Source organism: Achromobacter sp. ISS7, from assembly GCF_056523125.1.
Window position 1 is genome coordinate 4,722,152 of the sequence record NZ_JAWRZD010000001.1, and the last position, 20,507, is coordinate 4,742,658.

Annotated in this window: 23 protein-coding genes; 21 read left to right on the plus strand and 2 right to left on the minus strand. The window is 65.0% G+C overall.

Annotated elements, in window-relative coordinates; genetic code table 11:
- Positions 1-9: 9 nt before the first annotated feature.
- The gene (locus tag AC1HFW_RS21370) at positions 10-1,119 is read right to left on the minus strand and encodes a FecR family protein (RefSeq protein WP_035359781.1); all 1,110 of its coding nucleotides are present in this window, start codon (positions 1,117-1,119) and stop codon (positions 10-12) included.
- 33 nt (positions 1,120-1,152) lie between these two features.
- Positions 1,153-1,869 (minus strand): response regulator transcription factor, encoded by a 717-nt coding sequence (locus tag AC1HFW_RS21375; RefSeq protein WP_006392079.1) that lies wholly within the window; start codon positions 1,867-1,869, stop codon positions 1,153-1,155.
- A gap of 261 nt (positions 1,870-2,130) precedes the next feature.
- On the opposite strand from AC1HFW_RS21375, the gene AC1HFW_RS21380 reads away from it, so the two are divergent.
- From AC1HFW_RS21380 to AC1HFW_RS21480, 21 genes are all read left to right on the plus strand, one after another.
- On the plus strand, positions 2,131-2,832 hold the full coding sequence (locus AC1HFW_RS21380) for a response regulator transcription factor (protein WP_035359780.1): 702 nt from the start codon (positions 2,131-2,133) through the stop codon (positions 2,830-2,832).
- Positions 2,833-3,460: 628 nt separating this feature from the next.
- Positions 3,461-3,838: a 30S ribosomal protein S12 gene (gene rpsL / locus AC1HFW_RS21385; RefSeq protein WP_005017264.1), complete on the plus strand. Its 378-nt coding sequence runs from the start codon at positions 3,461-3,463 to the stop codon at positions 3,836-3,838.
- Between the two features lie 175 nt (positions 3,839-4,013).
- Positions 4,014-4,484 (plus strand): 30S ribosomal protein S7, encoded by a 471-nt coding sequence (gene rpsG / locus AC1HFW_RS21390; protein WP_006216561.1) that lies wholly within the window; start codon positions 4,014-4,016, stop codon positions 4,482-4,484.
- Positions 4,485-4,502: 18 nt separating this feature from the next.
- Positions 4,503-6,605 carry an elongation factor G gene (gene fusA, locus AC1HFW_RS21395; RefSeq protein ID WP_006392077.1) on the plus strand — a complete coding sequence of 701 codons (2,103 nt, stop codon included), beginning with the start codon at positions 4,503-4,505 and terminating at the stop codon, positions 6,603-6,605.
- An 80-nt stretch (positions 6,606-6,685) separates the two neighbouring features.
- A complete protein-coding gene (gene tuf, locus AC1HFW_RS21400; RefSeq protein WP_061072896.1) occupies positions 6,686-7,876 on the plus strand; it encodes an elongation factor Tu in 1,191 nt (396 codons plus the stop codon).
- A gap of 73 nt (positions 7,877-7,949) precedes the next feature.
- The gene (gene rpsJ, locus AC1HFW_RS21405) at positions 7,950-8,261 is read left to right on the plus strand and encodes a 30S ribosomal protein S10 (RefSeq protein WP_003806903.1); all 312 of its coding nucleotides are present in this window, start codon (positions 7,950-7,952) and stop codon (positions 8,259-8,261) included.
- A 331-nt stretch (positions 8,262-8,592) separates the two neighbouring features.
- On the plus strand, positions 8,593-9,282 hold the full coding sequence (gene rplC / locus AC1HFW_RS21410) for a 50S ribosomal protein L3 (protein ID WP_479285166.1): 690 nt from the start codon (positions 8,593-8,595) through the stop codon (positions 9,280-9,282).
- Positions 9,283-9,286: 4 nt separating this feature from the next.
- Positions 9,287-9,904, plus strand: coding sequence for a 50S ribosomal protein L4 (gene rplD / locus AC1HFW_RS21415; protein WP_006389605.1), 618 nt, complete (start codon positions 9,287-9,289; stop codon positions 9,902-9,904).
- The gene (rplW, locus tag AC1HFW_RS21420) at positions 9,901-10,197 is read left to right on the plus strand and encodes a 50S ribosomal protein L23 (RefSeq protein WP_006216557.1); all 297 of its coding nucleotides are present in this window, start codon (positions 9,901-9,903) and stop codon (positions 10,195-10,197) included. Before rplD ends, rplW begins: the two co-directional genes overlap by 4 nt.
- On the plus strand, positions 10,198-11,025 hold the full coding sequence (gene rplB, locus AC1HFW_RS21425) for a 50S ribosomal protein L2 (protein WP_006392073.1): 828 nt from the start codon (positions 10,198-10,200) through the stop codon (positions 11,023-11,025).
- Positions 11,026-11,037: 12 nt separating this feature from the next.
- Complete coding sequence (gene rpsS / locus AC1HFW_RS21430) at positions 11,038-11,313, plus strand: 30S ribosomal protein S19 (protein ID WP_006216555.1); 276 nt, start codon at positions 11,038-11,040, stop codon at positions 11,311-11,313.
- 3 nt (positions 11,314-11,316) lie between these two features.
- Positions 11,317-11,646, plus strand: coding sequence for a 50S ribosomal protein L22 (rplV, locus tag AC1HFW_RS21435; protein ID WP_006227021.1), 330 nt, complete (start codon positions 11,317-11,319; stop codon positions 11,644-11,646).
- Between the two features lie 9 nt (positions 11,647-11,655).
- Positions 11,656-12,447 carry a 30S ribosomal protein S3 gene (gene rpsC / locus AC1HFW_RS21440; protein ID WP_006389609.1) on the plus strand — a complete coding sequence of 264 codons (792 nt, stop codon included), beginning with the start codon at positions 11,656-11,658 and terminating at the stop codon, positions 12,445-12,447.
- 2 nt (positions 12,448-12,449) lie between these two features.
- Entirely contained in the window at positions 12,450-12,866 is a 417-nt protein-coding gene (gene rplP, locus AC1HFW_RS21445; protein ID WP_006392071.1) for a 50S ribosomal protein L16, read from the plus strand.
- A gap of 13 nt (positions 12,867-12,879) precedes the next feature.
- Positions 12,880-13,071 carry a 50S ribosomal protein L29 gene (rpmC, locus tag AC1HFW_RS21450; RefSeq protein ID WP_003806912.1) on the plus strand — a complete coding sequence of 64 codons (192 nt, stop codon included), beginning with the start codon at positions 12,880-12,882 and terminating at the stop codon, positions 13,069-13,071.
- A 2-nt stretch (positions 13,072-13,073) separates the two neighbouring features.
- Positions 13,074-13,355, plus strand: coding sequence for a 30S ribosomal protein S17 (gene rpsQ / locus AC1HFW_RS21455; RefSeq protein ID WP_006216549.1), 282 nt, complete (start codon positions 13,074-13,076; stop codon positions 13,353-13,355).
- Positions 13,356-13,537: 182 nt separating this feature from the next.
- Positions 13,538-14,923: a GumC family protein gene (locus AC1HFW_RS21460; protein WP_035359772.1), complete on the plus strand. Its 1,386-nt coding sequence runs from the start codon at positions 13,538-13,540 to the stop codon at positions 14,921-14,923.
- A complete protein-coding gene (locus AC1HFW_RS21465; RefSeq protein ID WP_479285167.1) occupies positions 14,920-15,897 on the plus strand; it encodes a CpsD/CapB family tyrosine-protein kinase in 978 nt (325 codons plus the stop codon). Before AC1HFW_RS21460 ends, AC1HFW_RS21465 begins: the two co-directional genes overlap by 4 nt.
- 11 nt (positions 15,898-15,908) lie before the next feature.
- On the plus strand, positions 15,909-17,303 hold the full coding sequence (locus AC1HFW_RS21470) for an O-antigen ligase family protein (protein WP_479285168.1): 1,395 nt from the start codon (positions 15,909-15,911) through the stop codon (positions 17,301-17,303).
- A complete protein-coding gene (locus tag AC1HFW_RS21475; RefSeq protein WP_479285169.1) occupies positions 17,300-19,579 on the plus strand; it encodes a capsular biosynthesis protein in 2,280 nt (759 codons plus the stop codon). The genes AC1HFW_RS21470 and AC1HFW_RS21475 overlap by 4 nt, the downstream gene beginning before the upstream one ends.
- Positions 19,576-20,505 (plus strand): glycosyltransferase family 2 protein, encoded by a 930-nt coding sequence (locus tag AC1HFW_RS21480; RefSeq protein ID WP_479285170.1) that lies wholly within the window; start codon positions 19,576-19,578, stop codon positions 20,503-20,505. The genes AC1HFW_RS21475 and AC1HFW_RS21480 overlap by 4 nt, the downstream gene beginning before the upstream one ends.
- Positions 20,506-20,507 lie beyond the last annotated feature (2 nt).

Genomic DNA, 20,507 nt, shown 5'->3' on the forward strand with positions numbered 1-20,507 from the left:
GGCGCGGATCTAGTAGTCGTTCAGCGTCACGAATCCGCCGAAGCCGGTGGCGACGCCCAGGCCGCTGTTGGTCATCAGCTGGTTCACGCCGGTGAAGGTGGCCGTGGCGTCCTGGCCGCCCAGGCCCAGTTCGTCGATGGCGCGCACCGAGACGTAGAAGGTGCCGGGACCGGGGGCGCTGAAGCGGATGTCCGGGCCGGGAAAGCGGGTGGAGGACACCGGCTGCGTGCCGTCGGCGTCGCGCGCCACGCGCACGACGTAGGCCTGTGCGCCGGGCACGGGGGGAAACGCGCTGGTCCAGCTGCCACCGCCGGCGCGCACCGGCTCGCCGAGCTGCGGCGCGGCGAGCAGAGGGCGCACGCCCGCGACGCTGCCATCGGCGCCGATGGCGGCGCCGTAGCCCCGGGCCACCGCCACCGGTTGCGCCGGCGCGGCGCCGGGGGCGTGCGGTTGCAGCCGCACGCTGCCTTCCAGCACTTCGCTGTGCACGCCCTGGCTGCCGCTCTGCACGCGGAAACGCGTGCCGCGCACGCCCGTCACGGCCACCGGCGTGCGGACCTCGAAGCGGCCCACGCCCTGGCCGCCCGGCGCGACGCTGGATTCGACGCTGCCGCGTTCGACATGGATGACCGAGTCGGTCAGGTCGGTGCCTTCGAATTGGCGCAGGCGGGTCAGTTCGACGGCGCCGTCGGCCGGCAGCGTGAGCTTGGAGCCATCGGCCAGCTCGAGCGTCACGAAGCCGTTGGGGGCGGTCACGACCTTGCTGCCTTCGGCCACGTTGGCGCCCGGCTTGAGCGCCTGGCCGTCGAGGTTCGCCTGGCCGCTGACGTGGACCACGCGCGCATCGGCGGCGCGCTCCGGAATCATCGACAGGGGAATGCGCAGTTCCAGCCCGATGGGCAGGCGTTCGGGCGTGGCGACCTGGTTCAGCGACTGCAACGGGCTCCAGTTGGCCTGGTTGCGCGTGTAGGTCGCGGCGATGTTGATCAGCGTGTCGCCCTGGCGCACGCGGTAGATGAAGTTCTCTCCCAGCGCGCCCGCGGGTTGGCTGTGGGAGGAGGTTGCGAGCAGCAGGCCGGAAAGCAGGGCAAGCAAAGAAAGCGCGCGGCAGCGGCTCATGTCGTTCAATTCTCCAGGTAATGCCGCCAGGCGCTAGGGCGCGGAGGGCGGGCTATCTTCGGACGCGGATATCAATTCCAGCCGGTAGCCGAGCGCATAGGACGAGCTCAGGCGCACGCCGTGTTCCGGGCGCAGTTGCAGCTTTTGCCGGATGTTCGACAGGTGCGTGTCGAGCGTGCGCGAGGTCGCGGGGATCTCGCGGTTCCAGACGCATTCGGCCAGCACGTCGCGCGACATGAGACGGCCGAGATTGCGGAAAAAGAGCAGGGCGAGCTCGAATTCCTTGGGCGCCAGCGTGACCGCCGCGCCATCGAGCAGGATCGTGCGCGCCGCGGGCTCGATGCGGTAGGCGGCCACGTCGAACGATTCGTCGGCGGGCTCGGCGATCTGGCTGCGGCGCAGCAGCGCCGCGACACGCGCCAGCAGTTCCAGCGGCCGCAGCGGCTTGACGATGTAGTCGTCGGCGCCGGCGCGCAGGCCCTCGACCAGGTCGTCCTCGCTGGAACGGTTGGTCAGGAAGATGACGGGCACGCGCGGGCCGATGTTGGCGCGCAGCCAGCGCACCACATCATCGCCATCGATATCGGGCAGGTGCCAGTCCAGCAGCACCAGGTCGAATGTCTCAGTGCGCAAAGCGGCAAGCAGGTCGCGGCTTTGCTGATAGCTGGTGCAGGTATATCCGGCGGCAGTCAGGACTTGCTGGATACGTTTCGCCTGGTCCAGGTCGTCTTCCAGCGACGCGATTTTCATCAGACGTGGTCTCGCGAAGGTTGGCTGCGCAAGCGCGCCCTGTGGCGCCCTACTGCAAGAAGAAGAAAGGATTGTGTAATGGAATGATAACTCGCGTCGCGTCACTGTTGGCTACGTTGTGCCAAGAACTGTCAAACATTGCAAACTTAACGAATCTTGACTGGAGTTGTTGCACAACAACAGGCCACACTGTCCCGACCCCTCCCGTCAACCGGCGCAGTCTGCCGGGCGCGGCAGGGGCAGATGGGATGGAAAGAACCTATGAATCAATTGCGCGTACTGATGATGTCGCCGGACGAGGCTGCACGTAACACCGCTGTGTCCGCACTGCTTCAAGCTGGAATTTCGGCCCGCGGCTGCTCGACTTCCCTGGAATTGTTTGGCCTGCTCAGCAACAGCCCCTACGACGCCGTGGTGCTGAACGTGGGCACCCTCGGTGAAATCGGCTATGCCCTGGTGGCCCGCCTGCACGGCTCGTCGCCGATGGGGATCGTGGTGATGGGCAACAACCTGTCCCTGGATACCCGCCTGCGTTGCCTGCAGAGCGGCGCGGACGCCTGCCTGCCACCGCCGCACGACCCTCGCGAACTGGCCTGCATCCTGCTGGCGCTGGCGCGGCGCCTGCCGGCCGGGCAGGACAACCTGACTACCGAGGAGCCGACCCTCGGCCAGTGGGAACTGCGTGACCAGGGCTGGACCCTGGCGGCGCCGTCCGGCACCACGATTTCCCTGTCGGCCAATGAGCGCCTGATCGTGCGCTCGCTGCTCGAGGTGGCGGGCAGGGCGGTCGGCCGCAACGAACTGGGCGACGAATTGCGCCAGGAAGGCGGCGGCGCGCGCTCGAGCGGCACGCGCAGCATCGACGTGATCGTCAGCCGCCTGCGCCGCAAGGCCGAAATGGCGGGACTGATGCTGCCGATCCGCACCGTCTACGGCAGCGGCTACCTGTTCGCCGACCAATAACGGCCCGCCGCCGGACGGTTCCCCACAACGTCCCGGCCACCGGCTACACTGCCAGCCAGTCCGCCGCCGCCGCGTGGCGTTCCTGCTCCGGGCGAGGCCTTTCCCCCGGCCTGGCGCTTCCCCCGGCCTGGCGCTCCCCGCGCCCAAGGCCGCATGCCCGCGTCGTCAATTTGGCCCCAATTTTGCCGACCTGGGCCGGACCTGCGCCTAACAGGCCGTCTTTTGCCGCCAACGTGCCCGCGCGCAACGCTTACAAAAGTTTTTGACAGTGCGCCGGAATCTAAGCTATGCTAAAGGGCTTACTGCTTTAATCGCGCGCAAAGTCGATGCCAAGACTGGCATTTGAGGCGCCAGGAAGACAGGTCCGGCCAATCACCCAAGCGAAGCCTTCGCGCCCAGCTTGGCGGCCCAAGACCAAAGGGGTGCGTCACGAGCCCCCGTCAACCAACGCCGCCATCTCCGAAGCATCCGGTTTGTGCGTTTGTCATGGTTTGTTGGCAAGCCCGCTCTTTTACGTATTTGAACGTTTGAGGCGGTTTTGCGCGAGCCGCCTTCTCAGAGAGTCATCACTCGAAGAGACGAGTACGTAAGTACTTACCAGTGGTACGTAAAAGGGATTTCAAAGGTCATGCCTACCATTAGCCAACTCGTGCGCAAGCCGCGCGAAGTCAGCATCATCAAAAGCAAGAGCCCCGCGCTCGAAAACTGCCCGCAACGCCGCGGCGTGTGCACTCGCGTGTACACCACCACCCCCAAGAAGCCGAACTCCGCTCTGCGTAAGGTTGCCAAAGTGCGTCTGACCAACGGTTACGAAGTCATTTCGTACATCGGCGGTGAAGGCCACAACCTGCAAGAGCACTCGGTGGTTCTGGTGCGTGGCGGTCGTGTGAAGGACTTGCCCGGTGTGCGTTATCACATCGTGCGCGGTTCCCTCGACCTGCAAGGCGTCAAGGATCGCAAGCAAGCCCGCTCGAAGTACGGCGCCAAGCGCCCGAAGAAGGCCTAAGGGTTCGCAACGCGAATCAGCAGTACCCCCGCGTGGCGGCCATCCGTCATTAGGGAAGTGCAACCGCGCCAACCAGGAAATGGGAAGGTGCGCGGCACGTAAGGGGTCGTCCCAGTGGACGGCCATGGCCGTGTAATGAAACACGGTTCAACTGAACAGACACAAGGAAGCAACAATGCCCCGTCGTCGCGAAGTACCCAAGCGCGAGATCCTGCCCGATCCCAAGTTCGGCAGCGTCGAGCTCGCCAAGTTCATGAACGTCGTCATGCTGGACGGCAAGAAGGCCGTCGCCGAGCGCATCGTCTACGGTGCCCTCGAGCAAGTGCAAACCAAGACCGGCAAGGAGCCGATCGAAGTTTTCAGCCTGGCGATCAACAACATCAAGCCGATCGTCGAAGTGAAGAGCCGCCGCGTTGGCGGTGCCAACTACCAAGTGCCGGTTGAAGTGCGCCCCGTGCGCCGCCTGGCCCTGGCTATGCGTTGGCTCCGTGAAGCCGCCAAGAAGCGTGGCGAGAAGTCGATGGATCTGCGTCTTGCTGGCGAACTGATCGACGCCTCCGAAGGTCGTGGCGCCGCGATGAAGAAGCGCGAAGACACGCACAAGATGGCCGAGGCCAACAAGGCCTTCAGCCATTTCCGCTGGTAATTTAAGGACTAACCCACCATGGCCCGCAAAACCCCGATCGAGCGCTATCGCAACATTGGCATCTCTGCGCACATCGATGCAGGGAAAACCACCACGACCGAACGTATCCTGTTCTACACCGGCGTCAATCACAAGATTGGCGAAGTGCATGATGGCGCCGCCACCATGGACTGGATGGAACAAGAGCAAGAGCGTGGCATCACCATTACGTCGGCTGCTACGACGGCGTTTTGGCGTGGCATGGCCGGCAACTACCCCGAGCACCGCATCAACATCATCGACACCCCGGGGCACGTGGACTTCACCATCGAGGTGGAACGTTCCATGCGCGTCCTGGACGGTGCCTGCATGGTCTACTGCGCGGTGGGTGGTGTTCAGCCCCAGTCCGAAACCGTGTGGCGTCAAGCCAACAAGTACGGCGTGCCGCGTCTGGCGTTCGTCAACAAGATGGACCGTACCGGCGCGAACTTCTTCAAGGTCTATGACCAGCTGAAGACGCGTCTGCGCGCGAACCCCGTGCCCATCGTGATCCCCATCGGCGCCGAAGACACGTTCCAAGGCGTGGTCGACCTGGTCAAGATGAAGGCGATCATCTGGGACGAAGCCAGCCAAGGCACCAAGTTCGACTACAAGGACATTCCGGCCGAGCTGGAAGGCACTGCCAACGAATGGCGCGAAAAGCTGGTTGAAGCCGCCGCCGAATCGTCGGAAGAGCTGATGAACAAGTACCTGGAAACGGGTTCGCTGGACGAGGCCGAGATCAACCTGGCCATCCGTCAACGCACCATCGCTGGCGAAATCCAGCCGATGCTGTGTGGCACCGCTTTCAAGAACAAGGGCGTGCAGCGCATGCTGGACGCGGTCATCGACTACCTGCCTTCGCCCGTGGACATTCCCCCGGTCGACGGTCAGGACGACGACGGCAATGCCGTGCAGCGTAACGCCGACGACGGCGAGAAGTTCTCGGCCCTGGCGTTCAAGCTGATGAGCGATCCGTTCGTGGGTCAGCTGACCTTCGTGCGCGTTTACTCGGGCGTCCTGAAGTCGGGCGACACGGTCTACAACCCCATCAAGGGCAAGAAGGAACGTATCGGCCGCATCCTGCAGATGCACGCGAACAACCGCGAGGAAATCAAGGAAGTTCTGGCTGGCGACATCGCCGCCGTCGTGGGCCTGAAGGACGTGACGACCGGCGAAACGCTGTGCGACATCGACTCCCACATCCTGCTCGAACGCATGGTGTTCCCGGAGCCCGTGATCTCGCAGGCCGTCGAACCCAAGTCGAAGGCTGACCAGGAAAAGATGGGCCTGGCGCTGTCGCGTCTGGCTCAGGAAGATCCGTCGTTCCGCGTGCGCAGCGACGAAGAATCCGGCCAAACCATCATTTCCGGCATGGGCGAGCTGCACCTGGAAATTCTGGTCGACCGCATGAAGCGCGAATTCGGCGTGGAAGCGAACGTCGGCAAGCCCCAGGTGGCCTACCGCGAAACGATCCGCAAGACCTGCGAAGAAGTCGAAGGCAAGTTCGTCAAGCAGTCGGGCGGTCGCGGCCAGTACGGTCACGTGGTCCTGAAGGTCGAACCGCTCCAACCGGGCGGCGGCTACGAGTTCGTCGACGCCATCAAGGGCGGTGTGGTTCCTCGCGAATACATCCCCGCGGTGGACAAGGGCATCCAGGAAACGCTGCCTGCCGGCATCCTGGCCGGTTACCCGGTCGTGGACGTCAAGGTCACGCTGTTCTTCGGTTCGTACCACGATGTGGACTCGAACGAAAACGCGTTCAAGATGGCCGGCTCGATGGCGTTCAAGGAAGGCATGCGCAAGGCTAGCCCCGTGCTGCTGGAACCGATGATGGCCGTTGAAGTCGAAACGCCTGAAGACTACGCCGGTACCGTGATGGGCGATCTGTCCTCGCGTCGCGGCATGGTTCAGGGCATGGACGACATGGTCGGTGGTGGCAAGACCATCAAGGCCGAAGTTCCGCTGGCCGAGATGTTCGGTTACGCCACGAACCTGCGTTCGCTGACGCAAGGCCGTGCCACGTACACGATGGAATTCAAGCATTACTCCGAGGCCCCCAAGAACGTCGCTGACGAAGTCATCGCCGCTCGGGCCAAGTAAATAACCCTTTGCCGGGTCCGCCCCATCCGGGCGGTCCCGGCAGAAACCAAAGTTTCCTTGAAAGTCAAAGGATAGAGATCATGGCAAAAGGTAAGTTCGAACGCACCAAGCCGCACGTGAACGTCGGCACGATCGGTCACGTTGACCACGGCAAGACCACCCTGACGGCGGCCATCACGACCGTTCTGTCGACCAAGTTCGGCGGCGAAGCCAAGGGCTACGACCAGATCGACGCGGCTCCTGAAGAAAAGGCACGCGGCATCACGATCAACACGGCTCACGTCGAGTACGAAACGGAATCGCGCCACTACGCGCACGTTGACTGCCCGGGCCACGCTGACTACGTCAAGAACATGATCACGGGCGCGGCCCAGATGGACGGCGCGATCCTGGTCGTGTCGGCCGCTGACGGCCCGATGCCGCAGACGCGCGAACACATCCTGCTGAGCCGCCAGGTTGGCGTGCCGTACATCATCGTCTTCCTGAACAAGGCCGACATGGTTGACGACGCCGAGCTGCTCGAGCTGGTGGAAATGGAAGTTCGCGAACTTCTGAGCAAGTACGACTTCCCGGGCGACGACACCCCGATCGTCAAGGGTTCGGCCAAGCTGGCGCTGGAAGGCGACAAGGGCGAACTGGGCGAGCAAGCGATCCTGTCGCTGGCCCAAGCCCTGGACACGTACATCCCGACGCCCGAGCGTGCCGTTGACGGCGCGTTCCTGATGCCGGTCGAAGACGTGTTCTCGATCTCGGGTCGCGGCACCGTGGTGACCGGCCGTATCGAGCGCGGCATCATCAAGGTCGGCGAAGAAATCGAAATCGTCGGTATCACCCCGACGGTCAAGACGACCTGCACCGGCGTGGAAATGTTCCGCAAGCTGCTGGACCAAGGTCAAGCCGGCGACAACGTGGGCATCCTGCTGCGCGGCACCAAGCGTGAAGACGTCCAGCGCGGCCAGGTTCTGGCCAAGCCGGGCTCGATCACCCCGCACACGGACTTCACCTCCGAGGTGTACATCCTGTCCAAGGAAGAAGGCGGCCGCCACACCCCGTTCTTCAACGGCTATCGTCCCCAGTTCTACTTCCGCACGACGGACGTGACCGGCACGATCGACCTGCCGGCCGACAAGGAAATGGTCCTGCCGGGCGACAACGTGACGATGACCGTCAAGCTGCTGGCCCCGATCGCCATGGAAGAAGGCCTGCGTTTCGCCATCCGTGAAGGCGGTCGTACCGTCGGCGCCGGCGTCGTCGCCAAGATCCTGAAGTAATTCGGATCACTTAAGCAGCACACAACCAGCGGGGGCGCCTGCCGCCCTCGCCCCTCGTTCTTTAGGAAACGCCATGAAAAACCAAAAGATCCGTATCCGCTTGAAGGCTTTCGATTACAAGCTGATCGATCAATCGGCCGCTGAAATCGTCGACACCGCCAAGCGCACGGGCGCCGTTGTCCGCGGCCCGGTGCCGCTGCCCACGCGTATTCGCCGTTACGACGTGCTGCGTTCGCCGCACGTCAACAAGACGTCGCGTGACCAGTTCGAAATCCGTACCCATCAGCGCCTGATGGACATCGTTGATCCCACCGACAAGACCGTTGACGCCCTGATGCGTCTGGACCTGCCGGCCGGCGTCGACGTCGAAATCGCGCTGCAGTAAGGCGTATCGCGAGTCCGCTACCTTCGCCAGTGGACTTGTGCAGAATGGCCGCAATCCTTCGGGACTGCGGCCATTTGTTTTTGCGCCACAGCCTGGCGCGCGGGCGGCGGGGCAGGGGCCTATTTACGCTAAGTGCTTGTGCTGCCTGAAAAAAACGTGCTAATATGCCAAGCTTGCCATTTTGTGGCAGGTCTAACTATGGTGAGGCGCGCGCAAACCCCGCAGTTCCGGGTGGGCAACCCCAAGCCAGGTTGAACATAGTCGTAGGGCAAAGGCCGTTACCTTTTGCCTGATTAGCCCCGACCAATCGCAGTCGGGAATGGAGAAAACGATGTCGAATTCGACACCCACGCCCGCCGCTCATCGGCTGGGGCTGGTGGGTCGCAAGGTCGGCATGACCCGCATTTTTACCGAGGAAGGTGAATCCATCCCGGTGACCGTGCTGGACGTGTCGAACAACCGCGTGACCCAAGTTAAGTCGCTGGAAACCGACGGCTACGCCGCGATCCAGGTGGCTTATGGCGCTCGTCGCGCCTCGCGCGTGCCGCAAGCACAAACGGGCCACTACGCCAAGGCCGGCGTTGAAGCCGGTAGCATCCTCAAAGAATTCCGCCTTGATCCCGCCCGCGCCGCTGAATTTGCGGCTGGTGCCGTGATCGCCGTGGAATCGGTGTTCGAAGCCGGCCAACAGGTCGACGTCACGGGCACCACGATTGGTAAGGGCTTTGCCGGTACCATCAAGCGCCACAACTTCGGCTCGCAACGCGCCTCGCACGGTAACTCCCGTTCGCACCGCGTTCCCGGCTCGATCGGCCAAGCTCAAGATCCGGGCCGTATTTTCCCGGGTAAGCGCATGGCGGGTCACCTGGGTGATGTCACCCGCACCGTTCAAAACCTCGACGTCGTTCGCGTTGACGTTGAGCGCGGCCTGCTGCTGGTCAAGGGCGCTGTCCCCGGCCACGCTGGCGCCGACATCGTCGTGCGTCCGGCCATCAAGGCCCCGGCCAAGAAGGGAGCGTAAGTAAATGGATCTCAAGCTCCTGAACGACCAAGGTCAGGCCGCGACTTTCAGCGCGCCCGACACGATCTTCGGCCGTGACTTCAACGAAGCGCTGATTCATCAGATCGTGGTGGCTTTCCAAGCCAATGCCCGTGCCGGCAACCGCGCTCAGAAGGATCGCTCGGAAGTCAAGCACTCGACCAAGAAGCCCTGGCGCCAGAAGGGTACCGGCCGCGCTCGCGCCGGTATGACCTCGTCGCCGCTGTGGCGTGGCGGTGGTCGGATTTTCCCGAACTCGCCGGAAGAGAACTTCAGCCAGAAGGTCAACAAGAAGATGTACCGCGCCGGGATCCGCTCGATCCTGTCGCAGCTGGCTCGCGAAGACCGCATCGCCGTCGTCGAATCGTTCGATCTGGAATCGCCCAAGACCAAGGCTGCCGCTGCAAAGCTGAAGAGCCTGGGCCTGGACTCGGTCCTGATCATCACCGACAACGTTGATGAAAATGTTTACCTCGCCACCCGCAACCTGCCGCACGTTGCCGTTGTCGAGCCCCGTTATGCCGATCCGTTGTCGCTGGTCCACTACAAGAAAGTGCTGATCACCAAGCCGGCCATCGCTCAACTCGAGGAGATGCTGGGATGAACGCTGAACGCTTGATGCAAGTCATTCTGGCTCCGATCGTGACCGAAAAGGCCACGTTCGTCGCTGAGAAGAATCAGCAAGTCGCTTTCCGTGTCGTGGCTGACGCTACCAAGCCGGAAATCAAGGCTGCCGTCGAACTGCTCTTCAAGGTGCAGGTCGAGTCCGTGCAGGTCCTCAACCGTAAGGGCAAAGTCAAGCGCTTTGGCCGATTCGTTGGCCGCCGTCGCAATGAGCGCAAGGCTTACGTGTCGCTCAAGGACGGCCAGGAAATCGACTTTGCGGAGGTGAAGTAAATGGCCCTCGTAAAAGTTAAGCCGACTTCGGCTGGCCGCCGTGGCATGGTGAAGGTTGTCAGCCCGAACCTGCACAAGGGTGAGCCCTACGCGCCGCTGCTGGAAAAGAAGACCCGTGGTTCGGGCCGTAACAACAACGGTCACATCACGATCCGCCACCGTGGCGGCGGTCACAAGCAGCACTACCGTGTCGTCGACTTCCGTCGCGACAAGGACGGCATCCCCGCGAAGGTCGAGCGTCTGGAATATGACCCCAACCGTACGGCGCACATCGCTCTGCTGTGCTACGCCGACGGCGAGCGTCGTTACATCATCGCTCCGCGCGGCCTGGAAGTGGGCGCCACGCTGATCTCGGGCATCGAAGCCCCGATCCGCGCCGGCAACACGCTGCCGATCCGCAACATCCCGGTGGGTACGACGATTCACTGCGTCGAAATGCTGCCCGGCAAGGGTGCCCAGATGGTCCGTTCGGCCGGCGCTTCCGCCGTCCTGCTGGCCCGCGAAGGTACCTACGCTCAAGTGCGTCTGCGCTCGGGTGAAGTCCGCCGTGTGCACATCGAGTGCCGTGCCACCATCGGTGAAGTCGGTAACGAAGAACACAGCCTGCGCCAAATCGGCAAGGCCGGTGCAATGCGTTGGCGCGGTATTCGCCCGACGGTTCGTGGCGTCGCCATGAACCCGGTCGACCACCCGCACGGTGGCGGCGAAGGCCGTACCGGTGAAGCACGCGAACCGGTCAGCCCGTGGGGCACCCCGGCGAAGGGTTTCAAGACCCGTCGCAACAAGCGGACGAACAATATGATCGTCCAACGGCGCAAGCGCAAGTAAGAGGCGAACACTATGTCACGTTCGATCAAGAAAGGCCCGTTTGTCGATGCTCACCTGATCAAAAAGGTGGACACGGCCGTCGCGGGCAAAGACAAGAAGCCGATCAAGACCTGGTCGCGTCGCTCGACGATCCTGCCCGAGTTCATCGGTCTGACGATCGCTGTGCACAACGGCAAGCAGCATGTTCCCGTTTACATCAACGAGAACATGGTCGGTCACAAGCTGGGCGAGTTCGCGCTGACCCGTACGTTCAAGGGTCACGCCGCGGACAAGAAGGCGAAGAGGTAAGCGATGGAAACTACTGCCATTATCCGTGGGGTTCACATCTCCGCTCAAAAGACGCGTCTGGTTGCGGATCTGATCCGCGGTCAGAAGGTCGGCCGTGCGCTCGAGATCCTCACCTTCTCGCCGAAGAAGGCCGCCGTCATCCTGAAGAAGGCTGTCGAGTCCGCCATCGCCAACGCCGAGCACAACGACGGTGCCGATATCGACGAACTGAAAGTCACCACGATCTTCGTGGACAAGGCTCAGTCGATGAAGCGCTTCTCCGCTCGCGCCAAGGGCCGCGGCAACCGTATCGAGAAGCAGACCTGCCACATCACGGTCAAGGTCGGAGCTTAAGGAGTCACGATGGGTCAGAAAATTCACCCCACTGGGTTCCGTCTCGCGGTCACCCGTAATTGGTCCTCGCGTTGGTTCGCCGACGACAAGGCCTTCGGCAGCATGTTGGCCGAAGACATTCGCGTCCGCGAGTACCTGAAGAAGAAGCTCAAGAGCGCCTCCGTCGGTCGCGTGATCATCGAGCGTCCCGCCAAGAATGCCCGCATCACCGTCTACTCGGCTCGTCCGGGCGTGGTGATCGGCAAGCGCGGCGAAGACATCGAAAGCCTGAAGGCTGATCTGCAGCGCCTGATGGGCGTGCCCGTGCACGTCAACATCGAAGAAATCCGCAAGCCGGAAACCGATGCTCAACTGATCGCCGACTCGATCTCGCAACAGCTCGAGAAGCGCATCATGTTCCGTCGCGCCATGAAGCGCGCGATGCAGAACGCCATGCGTCTGGGTGCCCAAGGCATCAAGATCATGAGCTCGGGCCGTCTGAACGGTATCGAAATTGCTCGCACCGAGTGGTATCGCGAAGGCCGTGTGCCGCTGCACACCCTCAAGGCCAACATCGACTACGGCACCTCCGAAGCCCACACCACGTACGGCGTGATCGGCATCAAGGTCTGGGTCTACAAGGGCGACATGCTGGCCAACGGCGAATTGCCGCCGGAAACCGCCGCCCCGCGTGAAGAAGAACGTCGTCCGCGCCGCGCTCCGCGTGGTGATCGTCCGGACGGTGCTCGCACCGGTCGTCCGGGTGGTCGTGGCCGTGGTCCCCGCAAGGCGGACGCTGCTCCGGCGCCTGAAGGAGAATAACCATGCTGCAACCCTCTCGCAGAAAGTATCGCAAAGAGCAGAAGGGCCGCAACACCGGTCTGGCGACCCGTGGTACCCACGTGTCGTTCGGCGAATACGGTCTGAAGGCCACCGGCCGTGGCCGTCTGACCGCTCGCCAGATCGAAGCCGCTCGTCGTGCCATCAACCGTCACATCAAGCGCGGCGGCCGCATCTGGATTCGCATTTTCCCGGATAAGCCCATCTCGCAGAAGCCTGCCGAAGTCCGTATGGGTAACGGTAAGGGCAACCCGGAGTACTGGGTCGCCGAGATTCAGCCCGGCAAGGTGCTCTACGAAATGGAAGGGGTTAGCGAAGAGCTCGCGCGTGAAGCTTTCCGCCTGGCCGCTGCCAAGCTGCCGATTTCGACCACGTTCGTCGCGCGTCATATCGGTGCTTAAGGAGTACTAAGACATGAAAGCCAGCGAACTCCGTTCGAAAGACGCCGCCGAGCTCGGCAAAGAGCTCGAAAGCCTGCTGAAGGCACAATTCGGTCTGCGTATGCAGAAGGCCACGCAGCAGCTTGCCAACACCAGCCAGCTGCGTAACGTGCGCCGCGACATCGCGCGCGTGCGTACCTTGCTGACCGAGAAGGCAGGGAAATAAAGATGAGCGAAACTCAAAACACCCAAGTGGCCAAGCGCCAGCGTACGCTGGTCGGCAAGGTCGTCAGCAACAAGATGGACAAGACTGTCGTCGTTCTGGTTGAACGCCGCGTCAAGCACCCCATCTTCGGCAAGATCATCATGCGTTCCGCGAAGTACAAGGCGCACGATGAGTCGAACCAGTACAACGAAGGCGATACGGTTGAAATCGCTGAAGGCCGTCCCATCTCGCGCTCGAAGTCGTGGCGCGTGGTGCGTCTGGTTGAAGCCGCACGTATCATCTAAGTGCCAGCTTTCGGAGCGGTTCGCCGTTCCGGGCTAGAAAGGCAAGGGCTCAGGCCCTTGCCTTTTTTTTGCGATAAATATCGTCATCAGGCGTTTTATTTCCGGTATTTTTCCCATCTGGCCCCCAGATCGGACTCTCCGGTAGAATCAGCTATTACGCCACGCTGACTCCAGATCCCGCCGTGACTCCCGAATACAGTCTGCTCTCGTTGAATCAGGTGTGGGCAATGCTGGCCGCCCGCGCGCGGTTGGTCGCCCGGGTGACCCTGGCGACGCTGGCGCTGACCTGCCTGTTGCTGCTGGTGCTGCCACGCGTGTGGACGGCATCGTCGGACGTCTTCATCGACTACCGCGAAAACGACCCGATCAACGGACGCTCGTTTTCGGCGCTGCTCGACGAAAGCTATATGCAGACGCAGATCGACATGATCCGCAGCCAGGCGGTCGCCGACCACGTGATCTCCACCCTGGAGCTGCTGTCGGGACCGGACGCGTCGCAGGGCACCAAGGCGCACAACGAACTGGTCGCCTACATCCGCCGCAACCTGGAAGTCGTCAAGCAGCAGAACAGCCGCGTGCTGACGGTGTCGTTCTCGGCCGATACGCCGCAGAAGGCGCGCGAGTTCACCAACGCGGTGGTCAATTCCTATCTCGCGGTCAGCCAGAACATCTCGTCGGCGGCCGCGCGCGCGCGCAGCGAACAGTACACGGCGCAGCTGGAGCAGTTGCGCGGCGAGGTCGACGCCATCCAGGACAAGCTGACGCGCTACCAGCAGGAAACCGGCATCGTCGACACGGAACAGACCGGCGGCGATATCGACGTGCGCAGCCTCAATGACATGACGACCTCGATGCTGGCGCTGGATTCGCAGCTGGAAGCGGCGAAGGCGCGCAACGAGACCACCGAGCGCCTGCTCAAGAGCGGCATCCGTCCCGAGGACCTGCCCGAGGTGGGGCAGGTCGCGCCCATCAATGACCTGCGCAACGGCCTGACGGTGGTGGAACACCAGCTCGGCCAGCTGCGCGGCTCGCTGGGCCCGCGGCATCCGACCGTGGCCGGCCTGCTGGCCCAGCGGGCGCAGATGCAGGCCGACATCACGCGCCAGGCCAAGGCGACGATCGAGGCGCAACGCGGCGAGCTCGAGCGCCTGCAGACCCAGAAGGCGGCGCTGCAGCGCGATATCGATGCGCAGCGCGCCAAGGTGCTGGAGCAGATGGCCAAGCGCGATCGCATCGCCGCCTACCGGCGCCAGTTCGCCGGCGTCGAGCAGGTCTACCAGACCGCGCTGCAGAAGTACGACAGCATCCTGATGGCCAGCAATATTTCCCTGCCCAACCTGGCGGTGCTGCGCGCGGCCGACATGCCGACCTCGCCGTCGCGTCCGAAGGTGCGCAGCAGCCTGGCGCTGGGCCTGGTGGTGGGCCTGCTGGCGGGCCTGGCGCTGGCGATGCTGCTGGAACTGAGCCGGCGCCGCATCCGCTGCGCCGAAGACCTGGAGCGCAATACGCGCCAGCCCGTGCTGGGCCGCATCGGCCGCAACCCGACTCCCGCGACGGTGACGTCATGAGCGATTCCACGCTGCGTCCTCTGTTTGACCGCCTCAACCAGCAACAGGCTGACGAACCCGCTTCGAGCCAGGCGCCCGATACCGTGCCCGGCGAGAAGATGGGCGAGCGCTTCGTGCGCCTGGGCCTTCTGACCGAGGACCAGGTCCAGCACGTGGTGCAGTTGCAGCAGGCCGAGCGCCTGCGCTTCGGCCAGGCGGCCGTGAAGCTCGGTTTCGTGTCGGAAGCGCGCGTACAGTCGGTGCTGGCCGAGCAATACCGCTATGACTACGCCTCGGCCCAGCATGGCGACATCCAGCTGGCGATCGCGGCCGCGCCGTTCAGCCGCGAGGCCGAGGCGATCCGCCAGGTGCGCGCCGAAATCTCGATCCGCCTGGAAGACCTGCCGCGCATCGCGGTGGCGGTGGTGAGCCCGGACGACAACGAGGGCCGCGCCTACCTGTCGGCCAGTCTGGCGCTGGCGTTCGCGCAGACCGGCCGCCGCACGCTGCTGGTCAACGCCAATCTGCGCGCCAGCGGCCAGGACGACATCCTCGGCGGCGCCAGCGGCGCGGGCCTGTCCTCGATCCTGGCCGGACGCGCGCCGGCCGGCGACAGCCGCGCCGTGCCGGGCTTTCCGACGCTGGGCGTGCTGGACGCCGGACCGCAACCGCCCAACCCGGCCGAACTGCTGCGCGAGCCGGCGCTGGACCGCCTGCTGGCGGCCTATGCCGACCAGTACGAGATCTTCATCGTGAACACGCCGGCGGCGGCCCATTCCTCGGACGCGCAGAGCATCGCGCGCCAGGTGGATGCCTGTGTGCTGGTGGCGCGCAAGGACGTGACGTCGCTGAGCGCCCTGACGCGCACCGCGGAGGTGCTGGAGACGGCCGGCGTGCGCGTGCTGGGCACGGTCTACAACGAATACGAGCCGGATGCCCCGCAGGGCTGGAAGGACCGGCTGCGCGCGCTCCTGCCGGCGCGGCTGCGGCGTTGAGGGGCACGGCCATGGGCGCGCCCGCGGTCGTGGCGGTTGGCGGACAGAGCCGGGGCGACCGCTGGGCCGTCTGGCTGCTGGTGGGGCTGAGCCTGCTGTTCGCCATCGTGCCGGACACGCTGTCGGTCAACGCGGTGGGCCCGGAAGCCAACCACACCATCGAGCAGGGTTCGATGCTGCGCCAGGTGCAGTACGGGTCGCTGTTCCTGGGCGCGTTGTTCGTGCTCTGGCACCACGTGCGCCCGGCGCTGATGAACCTGCGCGCGTCCAATCTGTTCCTGATGCTGCTGGTGCTGTATTGCCTGGTCAGCGCGACCTGGTCGCCGTATCCGGACATCACCATCAAGCGCACCATCATTTTCGCGGGCCTGGTGCTGATCGGGCTGACCGTGGCGCCGCCGTTCAGCAGTCCGCGCCAGTTCCTGCGCGTCATCCTGGGCACCTACACGATCGTGCTGGTGCTGTCGTGCCTGGTGGCGGTGTTCATTCCGAGCATGGGGGTGGACACCTTGCTGGGCAACGCGTGGCGCGGCATCACCTGGCAGAAGAACATGCTGGGCTCGATCGCCGGCTTTGCCGTGCTGCTGTGGCTGCGCGAATGGCTGATGACGCCATCGATCCGGCGCATGAGCGCGGTGGGGCTGCTGTTCAGCGTGTTCATGCTGGTGATGGCCAAGAGCGCCACCGCCATGCTGGTGACGGGATTGGGCGCCGGGGTCTACCTGCTGACGCGCAAGCGGTTCTTCGGCGGGCGCCATACCGGCCAGATCCTGATGCTGGGCGCGCTGCTGGTGGCGCTGTACTTCCTGCTGATGTTCTACGTGGCGGTGGGCCGCATGCCGCAGGTCGACGACGTGGTGCTGGTGGTCACGTCGCTGTTCAACAAGAGCAATGACCTGACGGGCCGCGGCGAGATCTGGGCACTGGTGGACATGGCCATCCAGCGGCATCCCGTCTGGGGCATCGGCTACAGCGCCTTCTGGGTGGGCGAAGGCGGTCCGGCGCAGTTCATCGCCGACAAGCTGGGCTGGCTGCCGGGACAGGCGCACAACGGCTACATCGATATCCTGCTGGACCTGGGCCAGGTCGGCATGGGGCTGTTCCTGGCCTGCCTGCTGTGGCACGTGGTCAGCATCATGCGCCTGTTCAAGATCGACCGCGAGGATGCGGCGATGCACCTGGGTATCTGCGTGACGATCATGGTCAGTAATTTCTCGGAAAGCCAGATCCTGCGCGACACCAACTTCCAGAACATCATGTTCATCTATTCGTCGCTGGCGATAAGTGGCCGGCTGGCGATGGAACGCTGGCGGCGGCGCGCGGCGGCCCAGCCCACGCCGACGCCGCCGCCCGTCCGGGCCGCGGCCCAGCGGCCATATGCCGTCCGCCGGGAGCGCCAGGCATGATGCGCTGGCGCGCCGTGCTGGTTCTGGCGCTGATGTGGGTGATGGGCGCCGCGACGGCCGCGCCCGCGGGCTGGTTCGGCTTCGAGATGGATCCGGCGGCGCTGTCCGGCGCGCCGGACGTGTCGGCGCTGAACCGGCCGCTGGACGCGGCCTCGCGCATCGTCGTGCGCGACGGGCATTTCTATCGCGTCGGCGCTGACGGCCAGCCGGGCACGGGCGATGATGCGCGGGTGCGTTTCTTCGGCGTGAACCTGACGTTCGGCGCCAACTTCCCGGATCCGGTCGAGGCCACCGTGCTGGCGCGGCAGTTGCGCAAGCTGGGCTTCAACGCGGTGCGCCTGCATCATCTGGATTCGCTGCCGTCGGATTATCCGGACGCGCCGATCAGCATCCTGACGACGGGACCGTTTCCGACATTCAGTCCGACGGCGGTGGCGCGGCTGCGCGGCCTGATCGAGGCGCTGGCGCGCGAGGGCATCTACGTCAACCTGAACCTGCACGTGGGCTATCGCTTCCGCCCGCGGGTGGATGGCCTGCCGGCGCTGGATGGCGGCGCCGAGATGCCGCCGCTGACGGCGCCGATCCATGTGTACGATCCGCGCCTGATCGCGATGCAGGAAGACTATGCGCGGCGGCTGATCGAGGCGCTGGGCCTGAAGGGCAATCCGGCGCTCGCGATGGTCGAGCTCAACAACGAGTCGTCGCTGCTGGCTGCCTGGCTGGGGCCGGACTGGCTGGCGGCGATTCCGTCGGCCTACGCGCCCGAACTGCGCAAGCAGTGGCGGGCCTGGCTGATGCAGCGTCATGGGTCGCTGGCGCAGGCCTGCGCGGCCTGGGGCGGGTGCGCGGGCGGCAACGACAACGCGGTGGAGTTCCCGGTGCCGGGCCAGCAGCAGCCGCTTTACGAGAGCGGCCTGGCGCAGTTGCGCTCGGGGATCGCGCGGCGGGTCAACGCGTTGTTCGGCAGCGACGCCAAGCCGGACCTGCGCGAGCGCGATTTCCTGTTGTTCCTGGCGGCGACCGACCAGGCCTATTTCGAGCGCCTGCGCCGCGTGGTGCACGAGAGCGCCGACCCGAGGGTGCCGGTGACCGGCACGCAGATGGGCTATGGCGGCCTGCTGAATTTCGATTCGCAGGTCGCCATGGACTATATCGACGAGCACTTCTACGTCGGGCATCCGGACATCCGGGCCGACAACGACTGGCGCATCCCGGACCTGAGCGCCAGCGGCAACGAGTTCGACCGCGTGCTGGCCCTGTCGCTGCGGCGCGATGCCAAACGGCCCTTCGTGGTCAGCGAATTCAACCAGCCTTTCCCCAACCCGCGTGGCGCGGAGATCCTGCCGCTGATGAGCGCGGTTGGCGCGCTGCAGGACTGGGATGGCCTGTTCTATTTCGATTACAGCGACGCCCAGCGCCTGCCGCAATCGCCGTCGCGCTTCGCGCTGAGCGGCGATTGGGGGCGCCTGGCGCTGGCGGGCCAGAGCGCCCGGCTGTTCCGCCAGCCGCTGCTGGCCGCGCTGCCCGACGCGGTGACCCTGCCGGTGGGCCCGCAGCAGCGCCTGCTGCTGGGCGCCGACCGGCGCTTCGATGCCATCACCACCGGCCTGGCCGATGGCCTGGGCGTGAAGCCGCAATGGGCCCTGCGGGGCCGGTTGGGGCTGGACCTGGGCGCGGCGCCCGGCGCGGCGCTGCCGGGCCTGCCGAACGCGACGCCGCTCCTGACCCATGATGCATCGGCCGGCCGCATCGTGATCGACGCGCCGGCCCTGTGGGCCGTATTCGGCGCCACGGGAACCGGACGTATCGGCGGCCAGTCGGCGTGGATGCAGTTCGACGCGGCAGGCACGGCCAGCGCCATGCTGACGGCGCTGGACGGCCAGCCGCTGGCGCAGTCGCGGCATATGCTCCTGAGCCTGGGCAACGACACCACCGGTACGCAACCGGGTTCGATGCCGGCGCGTCCCAAGATGCGGGTGCCCTATCGCGGCCAGGGCGCCTGGTCCACGCTGGAGCCGGACGCCGGTTCCGCGGGCCCGTCCGGCAGCTACGCCACCCGTGCGCCGGCCTGGCTGCGCCGCACGCCGGCCATGCTGGGCCTGGCGCCGCGCACCGGCCGGCTGTCGGTCTATCCGCTGGATGGCGAAGGCCGCCGCCGGGCGGCGCTGCCGGCCGCCGACGCGGTCTCGGGCGCCGATGGCGTGCGCGTGCGGGTGCAGACCCGCGATGACGGCGCCAGCCCCTGGTATGAACTGGTTTTCGAGGAAACGCCATGAGCGCCGGCCCCATCAGCGTGTGCATCGCCACCTACCGCCGCCCGGTCATGCTGGACCTGCTGCTGGGCGATCTGGCGGCGCAGACCTTGGCGCCGTCGCAGATCGTGGTGGTGGACAACGATGCCACGGGCAGCGCGCGCGCCGTGGTCGACGCCCGGCGTGACGCCTTCGCGGCGCAAGGCGTGGCGCTGGACTACGCCATCCAGCCTGAGAAGAATATTTCATTGACCCGCAACATGACGGTCTCGTTGGCGCGCGGCGACTGGTTGGCGATGATCGACGATGACGAGCGCGCGCCGGCCCAGTGGCTGGCGTTGCTGGCCGCGGCGGCCCGCGAATACGGCGCCGACGCGGTGCAGGCGCCGGTCGTGCCGGAGATCCCGCCGACCGCGCCGGACTGGATACGGCGCGGCCGTTTCTACGATTGGCCGCGCTTTCGCACCGGCGACGCGGTGCCGCGCAATGCGGTGCGCACCGGCAATTGCTTCATTGCCGCCACCTGGCTGCGGCGCCAGGAGCAGGTTTTCAACCCCGCCTACGGCCTGACCGGGGGCGAGGACGGCGACCTGTTGATGCGGCTGATGGGCCAGGGCGCGCGCATGGTCTGGTGCGACGAGGCCTATGTGACCGAACCCGTGCCCGAGAGCCGCATGCGGACCGGCTGGATCCTGAAGCGCGCCCTGCGCGGCGGCCAGGATTTCGCCATCCATTTCGAGGCGGGCCGGCTGGCCAACCGCCGTCCCGCGATCATGCGCCGCGTGGTGTTCTACGCGCGGGCGCTGGCGCAGATGGTGGTGGCGGGCCTCCTGGCGCTGGTATCGTGGCCGCTGGGCCGGCATCGCGCGGTGCACTGGCTGGGCCGGGCCTACGCCAACTACGGAAAACTGTCCGTCCTGTGGGGCGGGCATTACCAAGAGTACGCTTGAGC